This is a genomic window from Gleimia europaea ACS-120-V-Col10b, from assembly GCF_000411155.1.
Taxonomy (GTDB): domain Bacteria; phylum Actinomycetota; class Actinomycetes; order Actinomycetales; family Actinomycetaceae; genus Gleimia; species Gleimia europaea_B.
This window is the reverse complement of sequence record NZ_KE150267.1, coordinates 133220-149503: the sequence shown is the minus strand read 5'-3', so window position 1 is coordinate 149503 and position 16284 is coordinate 133220. Positions and strand designations below refer to the sequence as shown.

The following is a 16284-nucleotide window of genomic DNA, read 5'->3' as shown; positions in this document are numbered from 1 at the left end:
TTCCCCCTCTCGCCCAAATAACTGGGCGTTCTTCCCGGCTACCTCTCTTCGACGATTCAGACCTAAAACGGCTAAAACCGGACCCGAAAAGGACAGCTCCCCTCACGGAGACCGATACAGCTCACACCCTAACTCGGTATTCAGACCTGAACGACCAAATTGGGCTCCAGTAAGGGCAGTTCGCCTCACGGATGTGGCAACAGTTGCCACCTCACCCACGATTCAGACCTAAAGTGGCGAAAACAGGTGTCCAAAACGCCAGTTCCTCTCACGCACGTTAAAACTCCGCGTCTGCGACCTAGTTCACCCAGCTCCTCCCTCGCGAATGAGGCTTCCCTACCGCATCAATAGGAAAGAAACATCTGCGTTTATCCGCAACGTTCCGCAGTTCCGAATTCTCAAGACGTATCCGTTGCCAGCTAAAACCTTTTATCCTTGTGCTAATAGCATTCACAGAAAGGTGGCGGTCACAGGCCAAGGTAATGAAAACGGGAAAGATTTTAGTTTCGACGCTACTCGCTGCGGCACTGGTGCTTGGCTTCGGCTCCATGGCATTTCATTACCTCACAAAGTCGCAAAAAAGCTGCGCCGAAGCCAACAAACAGCATGCCGCCACGGTCAAACAGTACGAAATAGAAGCCGCTAAGGCGCGAGAATTATTGAACTTCTTCAACGACGAGAACACCTTCGGCTACTCCACCAGCGACGAAGCCGCTACCCCACTCCAAGCAACGCGAGATGCGCTGAACAAAACGCCCAGCACCGCCGGAAACTGTTCCTCCGACGCTGATGCGAAAACCATATCCGACACTGCCCGCGAAACCGAAGAGGCCACGAAGATCCTCAGCGAATCGGTGCAACAACTCACCGAAGGTGTGCTAACCCATGCCGCGCCACTTATCAGCGAAAAAGACGGCGAGCACCGCGCCGCGATTACCAAAGCGTTGGCTAGCGCGAAATCGAGCTTAGCGAAAGCGAACTCCTCCGGCGGATATGGCAAAGTCGAAGGATCGCTGAGCCTTTTAATGGAGGCGCAACGACTGGTCGACTCACCGCCCGAAACTCCTGAAGTGCCCAACGAACTGAACAGTCTTGACGATCTGCGCGCCGCCAACGCTGCCCTCGACCGGATGAGTGAAATCAGGTCGAACGCGGAGCACTACTCCGCGGCGCTTAAGGGCTCCGTAGACAAATACAGCGACGAGTTGGAAAAGAAAAAAGAAGAACAGAAAAAGGCCGATGAGGCTAAAAAACGCCGCGAAGAAGAGGAGCGCCGGTCTGCTTGCAACGACATCGTCGTCGTTGGTAAACAGTGTTCAAACGGCGCGGAGATCCACTATCTTGCATCAAACGGTTGGGACACTAACAGCGCGATCCAAGATGCGCAAAGCGAGGGTTGCGCCAGCATCACGCCCGACAGCAACCCCTGCGACAACTGACCCGCACTGCCGACTTGGCCTTGCGAGACCTCATCTGTCCCCTCCAGCTTGACCCGACGAAAGCTGACTCGCCTTGTGAACTCAACCCGCGACCTCAACCATGAGGGAAAGCACCCATTCCGCGATCCCTTTAGGCCAGTTCCCCTCTGACTCACGTATAAGGCTGCGGCTAGCGCCACAACCATGAGGGGAACTGGCGTTTGGGAAACCTATTTCAAACACTTTGGGTCTGAAACGCCCATAAGGACTAAGCTCATTGCCCATTCGCGAGGAGAACTGGCAATCGAGAGGCTCGCTTTAGCCACTTTAAGTCTGAACACTGTTCGAAGCTACCAGTCAAATGAGTGTGCGTGATGGAAACTGGCAAAAACAGTATCCCTATTGGACTTTTAGGTCTGAATCACTGTTCCACATCAACCCACAGATTAGTAGGCGTCACGGAGCGTCGTGAGAGCCATTCATTGCCTCCACATCAACACCGACAAGCCAGCCAGTTTTCGATAGAGTCACTTTAGGTCTGAATTCCGACAGAGAGAAAACCCATGTGTCCTTGTGGATCCGGGAAGCCCTACGACCAGTGCTGCGGCCCTTTTCATCGGGGAGCCAACCCACCCACGGCTGAACACCTCATGCGTGCGCGCTATTGTGCTTTCACACGCGAGGACTGCGACTTCCTGTTGCGAACTTGGGATCCGAGAATCCGACCAGATTCCCTCACCTTCGACAATGCCATCACGTGGACACACTTGGAAATCGTAAAAAGCGTGAAGGGCCAGCAATCCGACTACATGGGCATGGTCCACTTCCGCGCCCACTACCTCACCCCGCAAGGACCGGGAGTACAAGAAGAACGCTCACGCTTCGTTCGCCAAGAAGGGGGCTCTCCCTGGATTTACGTCGATTAATTTTCGAGGACGAAGCTATGTTCTCTCAGGTGCTACCGTTTCGCTGTTAACCCGCTTGACCTGGTTCACATACCCTGTCACATGTTCAAAAGAGCTGGTCGGTGAGGCGCCTCCTAGTTTCACACCCGAGCTAACGCCTGCACCAATGGTTAGTATTTTGGTTTTGTGAGGGAGATGATGGGTTTACGTATTTCGAACTCGCTACTGGAGGATGTTGTGGTGTGTTGTTTTGGTAGGTCAAAGCTGGATCCAGCAATGGTGACTTTGGCGTCCCACACGGTTGTTACCAGCACATGGGCTTTACCTTCGTTGCGGTAGGTCCAGGTAATCGACTCGTTCGGGTATGGCGCGCCATCGGTTAAAGCAACCAGTTTAGATCCACTCCCGCCCGGCTCGTTGAACTCGATCTGGTGTTCTCGAACATTCCAGGTCACCTCAACATCGAGCCCGTCAATATTCATTGAGTAGCTAGGTTTATCACCTGTCATGTACACGATCGTTGGGACCGTGGCGAAAACCCAGCCTTTATTGGGCTGGACGTTGACTTGCATGCCGGCTGGGGTCTGGTAGTTAACTGCTTGTGCAGCTATTTGTGCGGGGTCGATAGGACGGTACTCGATTTCACCTTCGTTGGTGGTATCACCAGTTGGGGCCTGGACTTGGCCGTTCACTGGCTCATAACAAATCTGATGCGCGTAACCTTCACTCAAGCCCACTCTCAGCATATGGCACGGCGCAAGGGTGTCCCCGGCCCACGCACCGGCAAAGTTAAACCTAACCCTGTGAGTACCATCACTTGTCAGACCCAAATCATAAGTACCAGGGGTAGGAAAAATCGGGAGACTAGCCGCGGGCAGAGGTTTGTTTGACTGGGGATCACTGTCCAAATAGTAGTGCCTATCAACTTGTGGGAATAGCGCGTTGCTTATGATCAGCAACGGCACCAAGAGCAGGCTTGGGAGCACCGCCAGAATTGACTTAATCATCATCCACGCCCCTCATCTGAAGTTCTACGACTTTCCACTCATCGCGCCAGACAACTTCAACTGCGCCTATGATTTCTCTGTCCTCAAACTTCACGAGCTCACCCGTCGGCCCATCATGAAACACGTGTCCAGGGACGAAGGCAGCAAGCTGAGTGCCATATTCAGCTTCGGGTCGGCTTCCCCCATACGCGCTACCGTTCACCCGCGTAACTTGAAGGTCATATCCTTCGTAGTAAGAGCCTTCTTCAATCCTTATTTTCATGCGATCTAAGAAGCGGTTACACGACACTGAGTCTTCAATGCAAAGAGATGCGAAGGAGTCAATATCGCGAGTCGCGCCGGCGTACCCAAACATGTGCAAGACATAAACCGAAAAAGCCTGTGCTCCCAGCACTGAATGTTCGTGCGCTTCGGGTGGCATATCCGGTTTGGGATACGGATAAAGCACGTCTGCCGGCGGGATTGTGGGAGCCTCAGTCACCACTTCAGTTATGGCGGTGGTGGTCAGAGAGCTTTGCGCCTGCTCAGCCTCATTCTTTTCCGATGAAGAACAGCCCACGGCGCTCGCACTGAGAAAACCCAGTAGGACCACAGCTGTCATAGCTTTTAGATGGCGCATCGTAGCAAACTCCTCAAATGTAAAGCCTGTACAAGGAAAGTACGACATCGCCCACACAATTCCCAGACCATCTCAAAATCTGTGCATAACCCACTTCAAAAATGAACACATGTCCACAAGTATGGTGTCTGGAATGGGATTCAGATGAAAAATCACAATCTGCTTATCAATAGCACGCCTTGAGAAGATTGGATGGAACTTCTGGCACTATTGTTCTGAATCGCGAATGACGGCCAACCCCAGGTTGGAGAGGAAGTGCCCGATGAGCGCATTCCCTCAACCCGAAAGATACTGGAACCCTGAGGGGGACGACACACGCCACGAGTCTAAGATTCGAAATGCCAGCGGGCAGAAACCACCCCAGTTTCAAGACATCACCTCACAGCTGGGAGTTCTAAGCGCCGACCACGCAAACGGTACTCCCCTCCGGGCACCACGCAAACCCCGGGCGGCTAGCAACAGTGACGCCGAGCCCTCGACGACAGATCGCGTTGCGCGCAGGCCATCGCTGCAAATAGGTGAAGTCGCAGGGTTCGACGTCACTCAGCTTAAGGGCTCAACGAAGACGGGAAAATACGAGGGAATACCATCCTCAAGAAACAACCGATCAAAATCGGTTAAAGGAGCTTTTCAGAGCCTAACTGCCAGACGCGACAATCGACGAAGCACTAGCGAAAAACCGAAAAAAGACCGGATCGTAGCTGGCGTAACAGCGATTTTGCTGGGCGCGTTTGGTACGCACAACTTTTACCTCGGCAAGTACAAGCTGGCGCTGATACAGTTGCTGATCACCTTGCTCTCTGCGTTAGGGCTTGCTCCGGTTGTTGCCATGTGGGGAGTTTTTGAGGGACTCATGTATCTCTTCGGCTCAGACCCAAAGTGGAAAGTCGACGGTTGGGGCCGTCCCCTCGCAAACTAAGAAATACGGGAGCTGGGCAGCAGGACGGCTTACCATTCAGATCCGAAATGCCATAAAATCCCCTTTCCAAGCCAGTTTCTATCGGGAACGTAATGGCTTTGCCGTCCACTTGAAGCAACTCCGACCTAAACTGGCGTGGAGAGCACCCATTTGTGACACTTCCCGTCTCGCACCTGCATATGTGGACCGGCGCCAACTTCGGCCTCGCTTAGTTCCTACCCTCAGTTTCGGTTCTCAGTTCCCCCCCTCAGTTTCTTGCCCTCCCCCAGTCCACTTCCTCCCCCAGTTCTCTCGTTCAGCCCCCGTTTCTACCTCGTACGCTCACCTCTTCCCTTGGCCAGACCCCCTCCCACCCCTTGTTTCCCCAGGCAGCGCTTTCCCCAGCGTGTCCACAGCCCTTGCCCAGTGACGCCCTCGAAAACCGCAGTCATGATGGTCTTGCGGCATGGAGCATATTGACAACATCGCAACATGGGCACAATCAGGCCGCACAATCACGAGGCGCAAAAGGAACAGCCGAGTCCGACTTGCCTACGGCGTCTGGGCACAAATCCAACCCGGCGCCCCCTGGGAAATCTGGGAAGCCGTACAAAAGGAACGCGCCCGGCGCGTCCTAAACATGTCCGCTGATGGCACCGCACTGGACGGCTCCATCGCCGCCCTCATGTACGGCGCGCCCATCCCACACAAAACGTGGGAAATCGAGCTCATCACCGGAGTCAAACATTCCCGGCACCACGCCAAATGCAAGCTACGATTCGTCGGCGAAGCCACCTATCAGTGGGTTGGCAGTGCCCTCGGCCTGTTACCCGCGACAACGCCACAAAATAGCTCAGCCACCAGCGTCGAAGTCCCCTCCGCTACACACGGCCAAAATCTGCCTCGAATACACGAGGGGGTGGTAAAGCGAAGCTCAAGAACCCTTCCCACCGACGCGTACACAACGATCGACGGGTTGAAAACACTGAAATGGGACTACCTCTGCGTGGAACTACTGGCCCGTCATCCCGCGCCCCATTGCGTGCCAATAGTCGATTGGTTCATTCAGCAGCGCGTTCTCGAGCATAAACGAGACCGCGCCGCCGTCGAAGCAACCTTCCGAAACATCCTTCTGCGGTTCGAAACCATCCTGGCAAGCCGAAAAGACCACCGCAGGAAACGGCGCGCGAGGCACAATCTCCGCCTCATCTCACCCTGGTCCGAAAGCGTCGGGGAATCATTACTAAGACTTGAACTTCACCGCTTCGGCTTCCCTCCCGCCACCGAACAATTCGAAATCGGAGAAGGAGGTCGCCGCTACTTCACCGACTTCGCATACCCCTCTAAAGGACTCGCACTCGAATTCGACGGTATTGTCAAATACGATGGCACCATCATGAACCCCGAGATTGCCTTGCACGAGGAGCGGCAACGAGAAGAAACGATTCGCCGAAAACTTCCAAACCTGGAACGGTTCACCTGGGGCGAGTTCAAATCCGGGAGCCTCTCCACTCGCCTCGCCAAACTGAGATCACGGTATTTCCCTGGTGCGATGATGCGGCGCCTCATCTGACTCTGCAGTCACAATCCCCGGCGTGCGCGTAATGTGTCCTCTGCATAATGCGATGTTATGCCATTCGAGGCCTTGTCTTGGTTAGCGGTCAGCCTCTGGAGCACGAATTTATGCGTGCACAGTGCTATGCTCAGCATTTTGCTTGAGGATTGCAGGCGGCTGCCACCCACGAAATTCGGCACACACGTTGCGCCCCAGCGCCGAAGTTCGATCCTCTTTCTAGACCCTTAAGACACAATTTTTAGGCCTGCAACACCAGCAACGATCATGCCGATGAAAACCAGCTTCAACGCCGTTAACGTCTCGACGCCGGCGAATGCAGCCCAAAGCACCGTCGTTGTAGCACCAATCCCAACCCAAATCGCATACGACGTGCCCACCGGCAAATCGCGTAACGCCAAATACAGGCCGCCTACCGAGATGATCGAGCCGACCACGAAGCTAATCACGTTAAGCAAAGTAATAGTGCCCTCGGCCATGCGATCCAACGCGCTTGCCCACATGGCCTCGAACATCGCGGAAACAACTAGAATGACCCAAGCCAACAGCATCCTCCTCAATCAACTTCGAACGTACCAGCTGTTGCCGTCAGTGCCGCTTCAAACGCATCGCGAGCGCGCTCATTCGTCACCGCAAAAATAACTGTTTGCAAAGCTCTGCATAAGCCACTCTCTGAAACATTCCACGTTGTCACAGCGGAGGCGGCAACTCGCGCAACCTCATCCATTTCCCAACCGTACGCGCCGGCCGAGATAGCTGGGAACGCCACCGATCGGGCACCTAACTGCGTGGCGAGCTCCAAGGAGTTCCGGAACGCCGATTCAAGCAAATGCGGATCATTCTCGCCGGCATGCCGATTTGGCCCCACTGTGTGAATGACCCAAAGTGCAGGCAAATCGTAGGCTCGCGTGGCTATAGCTTGACCTGTTGGAAGTCCTTCCGGTAGCTCATTTGTCCTTATCTTGCGGCATTCTTCAAGCAAACCAGGACCGGCCGCCCGATGGATTGCGCCGTCTACACCGCCTCCGCCCAGCAGCGATGAGTTTGCCGCATTCACGATCGCATCTACTTCCAGCACAGTTATGTCTGCAACCTCGACGATTAAATTCAACGCGGCCTCCCATTATCTCTACCAGTACAACCGTATGCTATGCGCGTCTCTATTGCGTGCGAGACCCAAAGTGACGGAAACCCCCTGATAATGGGACACTTCCGCTCTCGTAGCTATCCTAGATGGGGTCGCCCGCCAGGTTTTCAGACCTAAAAAGGCAGAAAATGAGTACCATTCGACCACTTGCCCTCACGCATGTGTAGCTGTCCTCCAGTAGGATCCTCGATTCCGACCAAAAACGACCTGACGATACCGGCATTCCGCCATTTTGGGTCACGAACCCGTATGAGTATGAGCAAGTGAACGCCATTCAGACCCAAAGTGTGTTGAAACCCCACTCTTTCGGGAACTTTCCCTCACGTAGCGTGGCCAACAGCTCCGCGGGTTACGGAAGTCAGACCTAAAACACCAGAAACGCCACCTAAATGATGCATTTCCCATCGGGCACGTGATCTAAAGCGGTTAGCTAAACCGCGAGTTACAACCTGAGACCACCAGAGGTCACCATAGGCCACCAGAATGCACGCAAGCCGATCCCAGCCAGAACTTGCCCCCGCTCTTCCTAACAAGAACCCACAGTCAACACCTGCTGGAGGCCGCGACCGCCAATCAAGTCAGAACCGGCAGGGCCGCCCGCTCCGGCGCAAAGCAAGGCCTCCCGCCTTCCAGCTCTTCGCTGGCCGACGGGAGGCCCCGACTTTACGTGGTTGCCGTCACTTCTTAGCGGCAGTGCCCTCCGGCTCGGTGGGCGCGGCCGTTGGTTCGGGCGCCTCCACAGTGAGCTCCTCTGGGCTGAGCTGCGTTTGTGTATCCAGCTCGTTCTGCAAGCGAAGCGCCTGAGTCAAGTAGCTCTGCAAGCGCTCCTGCTGCTTACCATACTCGGCCCAGTTACCAGCCTTCATCGCGTCGTCGCCCGCAATGATGGCGTCACGCGCACCCTGCAGAGCGCTGGTCAGCTTCTGCTGGGCCGACAAGTTCAGATCCTCGCTCTCACCCGAACTGGATCCGTCCTTGTTGCCCGCCCCTTCGGCCAGCTCCGCAGCCGAGTCGCCCTTAAATGTCATGTCGAGGGCGCCCTCAAGAGTTTCACTGAAGCCGACGGAATCACCAAACGCAGTCATAACCTTACGCAGAACCGGGTACTTCGTTGAACCAGTACCCTGCAGGTAGACCGGCTGCACATACAGCAGGCCGCCACCAACAGGTAGGGTGAGCAGATTTCCGAGAATCACCTCAGATCCCTCCTGATCCATAAGGTTCAGCTCGCGCGCAATCTCCGCGTTCGCATTGAAGTTATTCTGTACCTGGCCCGGCCCTGGAACTGTGGTCGAGGACGGGAGCGCGAGCAATCGCAACTGTCCGTATCCCTCGCGCACCTTGCCAGCCTCGGAGCCTGTTTCGGAGTCAACGGCGAGGAAGCCCGCCATCGGCTCGCGGTCCGCACGTCCGCCAGGCACGAACACGGAGGTCAGAGAGAACTCCGCACTCTCCTGTCCCGGCATCTGCATGGTCAAATAGTACGGCGGTTGAACAGGCGTCGAGCCGTCGACGTTTCGCACTGAAGTCGGGTTTTCGGATAGCCTCCAGCGGTCACCACCCGTGTAGAAATCGCCGGCCTCGGTCACGTGGTACGCGGCGAGCAACGACCTTTGAACCTTGAACAGATCCTGCGGGTAGCGTAGGTGCGCCATCAGGTCACCAGAAATGTCCGTGAGCGGCTTCACCTGACCGGGGAATGTCTTCATCCACGACTGGAGGATCGGATCTTCCTCATCCCACTGGTAGAGCGAAACCGAACCGTCGTAGGCATCAACCACTGCCTTAACCGAGTTACGCATGTAGTTGATGTTCGGCTGCGCTGCGTAAAGCGCAGAATCCTGCGTTGAGGCGTCCGCAGTTGCCGCAGAAACGTTGACGTGTTGCGCGTACGGATAATGGTTCGAGGTGGTGTAAGCATCCACAATCCAGACGAGACGCTTCGGCGTGGATGGGTCGCCATCCACATCGACCACAGCCGGGTAGGGCCTGCGGTCAAGCGTCAGATACGGAGCGACCTTCGAGACACGCAACGCCGGGTCACGGTCGTACAGAATCTGCGATTCAGGGTTGATCTGCGACGCGAAGAAAATGTTCGTCGATTGGAACTTGATTGCAAACAGGAGTTTATTGAAGAAGTTGCCAATCGACGGACCACCGTCACCGTCGAATGTTGTTGGAACCTGGCCTCCCGACTGCTCATCGGGGTAGTCCAACTCGAGTGGGTCCGCCCCTTCTGGGGCGCCGACGATCGAGTATTCCGGCGAGTTCGGCGAGAAGTAGACGCGCTGCTCGTATTCTCCAACATCGCCATTAGAGGGTATGCCATCCTCCCACCACTGCGGTTCGCCCTTTGAATCAACCCTGTTACCGTAGGCTGCCACTACACCGTAACCATGCGTGAAAATGGTGTGCCGGTTGACCCAGTTCTGCTCGTTATTGTCAAGGCCCTCGAGGTCGATCTCGCGAACCGCAATAACCGTATCCCGCTTCTGTCCGTCAATCTCATAACGGTCAACGTTTAGCTGATCCTCGAACGTGTAGTACGAGCGTGACTGCTTCAACTGTCGAACAGTGGGCGAAATAATATCCGGATCAATGAGACGAATCTGCTGCGTTGAAGCCGCATCATCACGGAGCTGACCAGTGGCCGTGTCGGTCCTCGCCGCGTAGGTCTGCACTTCAACATCCTCGAGGTCGTATGCCGCAAGCGTCGCGTCAATGTTGCGCTGAATATACGGCGACTGCAGGGCACGCTCGTTCGGGCGCACCTTGAACTGCTGGATCAACGCGGGATACGCCATACCGAGGACGAGGGCGGAAACAACCGTAACAGCAACACCGGCTGCGGGCAGATGCCAAGTGCCACGGAAAGCAGCAACCACGAAGAGCGCCGCCACAAGCACCGAGATAACCGCGAGGATCATCTGCGCCGGAATGTAAGCATTAACCTGCGTGTACAGCGCGCCATCGGAAGGCGATCCTGTAGTCTCCACCAGGGCCCGGTAAGGGGCAATCCAGTAGCGCAGGCCAACCACTAGCGACAGGATTGCCGCAAGGATCCCTACTTGACGCCGAGCCGGCCTCGTAACCCGAAAACGAGGAGACATTTGAATAGCGCCATAAAGGTAGTGCACGACGATGGAAGCCAAAAGGCTCACAACGAACACTGTGGTGAACAACGAGAGGATCATCTTCAATAGCGGCAACGTAAACACGTAGAACGAAACGTCCGTGTTGAACTGCGGGTCCGTAACTCCGAACGAAGTGCGGTTCATCCACATAATGATCTGCCGCCAATCTGCGGCAAGCCCCAACCCCGTAAACAGGCCGATAACCAGCGGAACTCCCCAGAAAATGACGCGACGGAGCGAAGTCATTTTCTCCTGATACTGCATCAGGCTTTCGCTGCGGGCACCAAGCATTGAACGCGGACGCTTCTTATACGCCCAATTCATGTTCAGGCCAACGATCGTGGCGTTCACAAGCGTCGCCACCACAACAATCGCTAGAATCGACAACCACTTGGTCCACAGCACTCGTTGAGCTTCCAGCTGGTTGAACCAAAGGATCTGCGTCCACAGATCGGACGCAACGTAAATGAACACACCAAGAACCAGAAGCACCAGGATGGTGATCCGGAACGGCGTCATCCCCTTCTTAGGGTGATTGGGCTTTTCTGGCCTGGACGGCTCAGGAAATCCCTGGAATGGAAAACCGCTCACGTTTTTCCTCTCGAAAACTAGCGCGTTTGCTTACACTGTCCATCCAGTGTATCGATTGGCGAGGCATAAGGCACACGGGAATAATGGTGCTTAGCATACCCGCCTTGCGCCCTGCCGATCAGGACTGAACGTTCTGGTTCAAGTGTAGGGCGAGCTACGGACAAAGGAAGTGAACGATGTTCAACGAGGACGAGGCTACAACCGCCTCCCCCATGCCAAATGGCGTAACTAGCGCTCAGTTGGGCCTGACGCAGGCTGTACACGAGATTGAGCAAGCGGCCTCGGCCTTGGGTTGGGACCACGCCTCAACGGTTTACGCGCTCGTACCCACCGCAGAGTTGCTGGCCTTGGAGGAACTTCCCGCAGATATGCGCGAACACCTCGAGTCCAACTGGGACGGCACAGAAACCGCTCTGACCGCGGTCATCCAGGAGGACCTGCCCGGGGAGGATCTTGAGGAAACCCTCGCGCAACTAGGCTGGCCCGAGTCCGTTGCCGGCGTAGCAGTTGCCACCGAACGCGTCATGGTTCCGCCCGCCGTGCAGGAGCAGGCTCCTGAGGACCCGGTAGAGGCAGTTGAGTTCTTCGCTAATCACCCTGACCGAGACGAGGTCCGTATTGTTGCGGGCGTTCTACGCACCGGCGAATCCTGGTGCGCGGTGCGGGCGCGATCCCACGACAATAACGACGAGGTTGCCGAGGGCACCAATCTAGTTCCCGGCTTAGTGGAGGCCCTTTTTACCACGTTCATGCCGGCCGAAGAGCGCCGGTCTGGTGGCTGTGGTAGCGGTTGCGGCTGCGGCTCCGGCGGCGGAGGGTGTGGGTCCGGCGGAGGACACGGAGACGGTGGCTGTGGAGGCGGCGGTTGCGACTGCTAGCCTCGCTCTCGCAACGGCACCTGCCTCCGGTCTGCCAGCTTTAGGTGTGTGAGGGAAACTGCCCCAAAGCGGCATTGAAACGGTCGCTTTGGGGGCTGAATCATTGCAGGGAAACCTCCCTATTCAACGACCGTGACCCTAACTACCCGAACCACGCAGGTTTCCTGCCATTTCGGCTCTGAATCGCACATGAGCCCGCCGCTTCAACCACATCCGTGAGGGAAACTGGCAAACCAAAGGCTTTTTCTGGCATTTCAGGTCTGAATACCGTGATCGCACATCCCCAGAATCGCATCCGTGAGGGGAAGTCATCGTTTAGGAGCTTGAATTAGCCGCTTTGGGTCTGAATGGCGCGCGCCGGCAATCATGCGTCAATGGGAGAAGACCCCGGCGCGTCCCTATGCTCGACGAGGTCTCACTCAACCTCACAAACCGGGTGATTTATCGTAGCTCCCTTCGATATGGACTGCACCGCCTCGCGCGCATCCGCGAGCGTCGCAACGGGCCAGACCTCTAAACCATCGGGGATATTTCCCACCACCTCATCGCAATTCGACTTCGGCGCAAGGAACCACTGCGCTCCATCACGCTTCGAGCCGTACATTTTCTGCACGATACCACCGATTGGCTGCACCTCGCCGTCATATCCAATGGCCCCGGTGCCCGCAATGATCGCACCGCCGGTCGAATCCCCACCCGTAAACTTGTCGATGATGCCCAGCGTAAACATCAGGCCGGCCGAAGGGCCACCAACGTTTTCCAAATGGATAGTCACATCAATCGGCAACGTCACGTCCGCAGTCAAGTAGATACCGAACCGAGAGCCTTCAAAATCCGACTCCACATTCTCGGGCAGATAAGTGCGCATGGCAAGGGTTTTCTTCTCACCATTACGCAGAATTTCCAGCTTCACAGGCGTTTCCGGCGGGAGCGTTTTCGGAAGCGCGAACGGAACTGACGGACGGTCAACCGCATGCCGTTCCCCATCGGGTGTGATGATCGCCTGGAGCACATCGCCCTCCTCAACCACGCCCTCCGCATGCGACCCTGAGGATGCACCAGCAATCGTCATGGTCGCGCCCACGTCGTAACCGAGCTCCTCCAAAGCCACCGAAGCGGCCGTCGATTGGGAGGACATCATTTGGACTTTGTTGAGTTCATCCAGTTCCTCGCGAGTGAGGTCGCGCGGGTAGACCTCCTCCACCGGCCTCACGTTGCTCGACGGATCCAATTTTGCCAGCAGATAATCCACCAGGGACACGTGAGCGTCCGGCCCGCCCAGACTCGACACGGTGACCATGCGTAGCTGCCCCTCGGACTGGTTCACGACGTCAGGGTCGTCAATGTCGATTACAGGGTTGCCATTCATAGAACCGAGGACATCATACGTTGGCCCCGGCGACGTAATCACGTACGGCATGGGCACCGCGAACGCAATAACCCCAACTAGAACCAGCGCGCCCACTAATGTGCCCCAGCGGCTGATTTTTCTGCGGAGTGGACGCGAATGGCTTGACTGTTTCTCGCCTTCCTCACTCATTTCCGAGGGGGCGTTGTGATACTCGATAGCCATATGTTCCTCCAACCGGCCGGCCACCGTCTGGGCCGCCGAAACCATTTTGCGTGAATGGTACGAACTTTTCCAAGCGTGAGGAGGTGCGGGTCTTGAGCGTGCGTGAGGGGAACTACCTCTTGTTTGCGTTTCCTATCTGAGCGAGCAGCACTCCTCCGCTCCTCAGGGGGGGCGCAGTCTCTAGGAGATCCTTCGGGAATAGGTGGCCTCACAGGATCATCGATTCAGACCAAAAGCGGCAGGAATTGCCTCAAAGTTGTCACTTTCACTCACGGACGCAGTTACAGCTACCGGTGTTAACAGTATTCAGAGGCAAACTAGCAGTTTTACCACCCAAAACTGTCGTTTTCCCTCACAGATGTAGCGAGAAACTAAACTTTGTTACAGTATTCAACCCCAGAGAGGCGATAACGGCACCACGAATGGGCAGTTTCCCTCACATACGGTAACAGAAGGGTTCACTGCCGGGATTCTCCACCACTTCCTCTCACGCGCCGAGTCAGTTCGCTATAGGCTAAACGCCTAAATACCGGCCCAAACGGACTCATTCCGCACCCTCTCGGCGCGCCAGCGCAGAAGAGGCGGTAATTTGGAAGGCATGAGCGAGAACAACCCCGACATGTTTGAGTCAAGCGAGGACGGCAAGCGGCCGTCGTGGGAAGAGATGCTCCGAAGTATGCTCAGCCATGACGTTGCTGACGAGATGCTGAATGCCATCCGCGCGAGCGGTGTGGACCCTGCGTTGCTGGGTGCCGGCATGAAACTCCCCCGTACACCCGAAGAAATGCGCTCGATGCTCGGGCAGTTAAACTTCATGATGAGTTCAAGTAGCGGCCCGATCAACTGGAAGATGGCGCACGAAATCGCGCGCCACCGAGCATGGGGCGATGGAGACTTGCAGATCTCCGCAGCCGAGGGCCAGCGAATCCGCCAAGCCCTGCAGGTTGGCGATCTGTGGTTGGACGCGGTAACGGACTTAGCTCCTCCGCAGGGTGATCGCCACGCGTGGCGCCGTTCCGACTGGGTGGATAACACGCTGGAAACGTGGAAGCAGATGGTTGAGCCGGTTGCAGCGAACGCGTCGCGCGCCCTCTCCGACGCTCTGAAACAGCAGATGGACCAGATGACAAATCATGGCATCGGAGAGTTGCCGGAGGGCTTGTCGACGGTGTTCAGTCAGGCTCAGCCGATGATGGAGCGCCTCTCTGCAGCGGTTTTTGCCGGCCAGATCGGCGAGGCCCTGGGTGGTCTCTCCCACGACGCCTTCGGTTCTACCGACGTGGGCATTCCGTTAACCGATGGTGGCAGCACCGCCCTCATTGTGCCTAATGTGAACTCTTTCGTGGACGGCCTCGATATTCCAACGGATGAGGTGTACCAGTTCCTCGCGTTGCGGGAGGTAGCACACGCTAGGCTGTTCCATTCCGTGTCCTGGTTGCGGTCAGAGATTTTGCAGTCCGTACAGAACTACGCGACCGAGATCCGTATTGACACTGATGCTATTTATGAGGCCGCCACTTCGATTGATCCGACAGACATGGCGGCGCTCCAAGATGCGATGACGGCCGGAGCGTTTAACGCGGAGCCCACTCCCGCGCAGGAGAAGGCGCTGGAGGATTTGGAGACTCAGCTCGCGCTCGTGGAGGGTTGGGTTGAAGTTGTTACTCTCGAGGCGGGTCGCCCATACTTGCCGCATATCGAGCAGTTGCGCGAGTTAATGCGTCGCCGCCGCGTTTCAGGTGGTGCCGCAGAACGGATGCTCGAAAAGCTCATCGGCCTGAAATTGCGTCCGCGTCAGGCACGTAACGCTGCACAACTTTGGCAGATTGTTTCAAGCGAACGAGGCCGTAGCGAACGCGATGCTCTTTGGAATCACCCCGACTTTGCACCAACCGCCGCCGAGCTTGCCAATCCGGAGGCTTTCCTTCTTTCCCGCAAGCGGAAGGCCGAAGCCGAGGCCGACATTGATGCTGCTCTGGAGCAGTTATTGGAGGGGACACTAGGCTGGGCCGAGGGGCTTGAGCCAGGTCAGGATTCGGAGGGCGATGCCAAGCGTGTCGGTTCACCCGGCTCTGGTGCTGGTGGGTCAGATTTTGATGCTAACAGGTCTGAGTCGGGCGGTGGCCTCGACGATGATGCTTCATCTAACGATGAAGATGAAGATACCGGTCAGACCTAGCTTCCGAGCTTAGTTACGTTCCCGTAGAGGGTGTTGAGGCACGATGCTTCAGCACCCTCTTCAACGTGCGAGAGGGAAACTGCCCTCTTACACGTCCGTGAAGGGAACTGACCATTCGCGCCCACGTTCTAACCACTTCGGGTCTGAATACCGTCAAGGAATGACTTGCCCCATCGTATCCGCGAGGGGAAGTGGCGAATCCGACCCCGTTTTAGACGCTTTGGGTCTGAATCGACGGAAGAACGGGTTTTCCACAGTTACGAGCCGCCCCTGGACGCCGCCAACGCATTCTGGGATCGTAAACCCAACAAGCCAGATACAAGCGAGGAAACCAAACGTAACTCTCTCTCTCCCCCCCCCCC

Annotated in this window: 12 protein-coding genes; 6 read left to right on the top strand and 6 right to left on the bottom strand. The window is 56.3% G+C overall.

Annotation, left to right across the window (positions count from 1 at the left end; all coding sequences use genetic code 11):
* Nucleotides 1-482 precede the first annotated feature (482 nt).
* Together HMPREF9238_RS07725 and HMPREF9238_RS07720 are read left to right on the top strand one after the other, a co-directional pair.
* Nucleotides 483-1439: a hypothetical protein gene (locus HMPREF9238_RS07725; RefSeq protein WP_016444904.1), complete on the top strand. Its 957-nt coding sequence runs from the start codon at nucleotides 483-485 to the stop codon at nucleotides 1437-1439.
* Nucleotides 1440-1981: 542 nt separating this feature from the next.
* Nucleotides 1982-2344, top strand: a complete 363-nt coding sequence (locus HMPREF9238_RS07720) for a YchJ family protein (RefSeq protein ID WP_016444903.1) — start codon at nucleotides 1982-1984, stop codon at nucleotides 2342-2344.
* Nucleotides 2345-2493: 149 nt separating this feature from the next.
* Here the strand turns inward: HMPREF9238_RS07720 and HMPREF9238_RS07715 are convergent, their stop codons facing one another.
* Complete coding sequence (locus HMPREF9238_RS07715; RefSeq protein ID WP_156824466.1) at nucleotides 2494-3054, bottom strand: hypothetical protein; 561 nt, start codon at nucleotides 3052-3054, stop codon at nucleotides 2494-2496.
* Nucleotides 3055-3322: 268 nt separating this feature from the next.
* Nucleotides 3323-3931: a DUF6318 family protein gene (locus HMPREF9238_RS07710; RefSeq protein ID WP_040316840.1), complete on the bottom strand. Its 609-nt coding sequence runs from the start codon at nucleotides 3929-3931 to the stop codon at nucleotides 3323-3325.
* Nucleotides 3932-4211: 280 nt separating this feature from the next.
* On the opposite strand from HMPREF9238_RS07710, the gene HMPREF9238_RS08830 reads away from it, so the two are divergent.
* Nucleotides 4212-4868: a TM2 domain-containing protein gene (locus tag HMPREF9238_RS08830; protein WP_016444900.1), complete on the top strand. Its 657-nt coding sequence runs from the start codon at nucleotides 4212-4214 to the stop codon at nucleotides 4866-4868.
* A gap of 445 nt (nucleotides 4869-5313) precedes the next feature.
* Nucleotides 5314-6420, top strand: a complete 1107-nt coding sequence (locus tag HMPREF9238_RS08695; RefSeq protein ID WP_016444899.1) for a hypothetical protein — start codon at nucleotides 5314-5316, stop codon at nucleotides 6418-6420.
* 227 nt (nucleotides 6421-6647) lie between these two features.
* Here HMPREF9238_RS08695 and HMPREF9238_RS07695 read toward each other — a convergent pair whose 3' ends face one another.
* The 3 genes from HMPREF9238_RS07695 to HMPREF9238_RS07685 form a co-directional block, all read right to left on the bottom strand.
* Nucleotides 6648-6971 (bottom strand): DMT family transporter, encoded by a 324-nt coding sequence (locus HMPREF9238_RS07695; protein WP_434056929.1) that lies wholly within the window; start codon nucleotides 6969-6971, stop codon nucleotides 6648-6650.
* A gap of 5 nt (nucleotides 6972-6976) precedes the next feature.
* Entirely contained in the window at nucleotides 6977-7531 is a 555-nt protein-coding gene (locus HMPREF9238_RS07690; RefSeq protein WP_016444897.1) for an O-acetyl-ADP-ribose deacetylase, read from the bottom strand.
* A gap of 713 nt (nucleotides 7532-8244) precedes the next feature.
* The gene (locus HMPREF9238_RS07685; protein ID WP_016444896.1) at nucleotides 8245-11292 is read right to left on the bottom strand and encodes a UPF0182 family membrane protein; all 3048 of its coding nucleotides are present in this window, start codon (nucleotides 11290-11292) and stop codon (nucleotides 8245-8247) included.
* A 176-nt stretch (nucleotides 11293-11468) separates the two neighbouring features.
* Here HMPREF9238_RS07685 and HMPREF9238_RS07680 point away from each other — a divergent pair, with 176 nt between their 5' ends.
* On the top strand, nucleotides 11469-12170 hold the full coding sequence (locus HMPREF9238_RS07680; protein ID WP_016444895.1) for a PPA1309 family protein: 702 nt from the start codon (nucleotides 11469-11471) through the stop codon (nucleotides 12168-12170).
* A gap of 415 nt (nucleotides 12171-12585) precedes the next feature.
* Here HMPREF9238_RS07680 and HMPREF9238_RS07675 read toward each other — a convergent pair whose 3' ends face one another.
* Nucleotides 12586-13743, bottom strand: coding sequence for a YlbL family protein (locus HMPREF9238_RS07675; protein WP_016444894.1), 1158 nt, complete (start codon nucleotides 13741-13743; stop codon nucleotides 12586-12588).
* Between the two features lie 598 nt (nucleotides 13744-14341).
* On the opposite strand from HMPREF9238_RS07675, the gene HMPREF9238_RS07670 reads away from it, so the two are divergent.
* On the top strand, nucleotides 14342-15922 hold the full coding sequence (locus HMPREF9238_RS07670; RefSeq protein WP_156824465.1) for a zinc-dependent metalloprotease: 1581 nt from the start codon (nucleotides 14342-14344) through the stop codon (nucleotides 15920-15922).
* Nucleotides 15923-16284 lie beyond the last annotated feature (362 nt).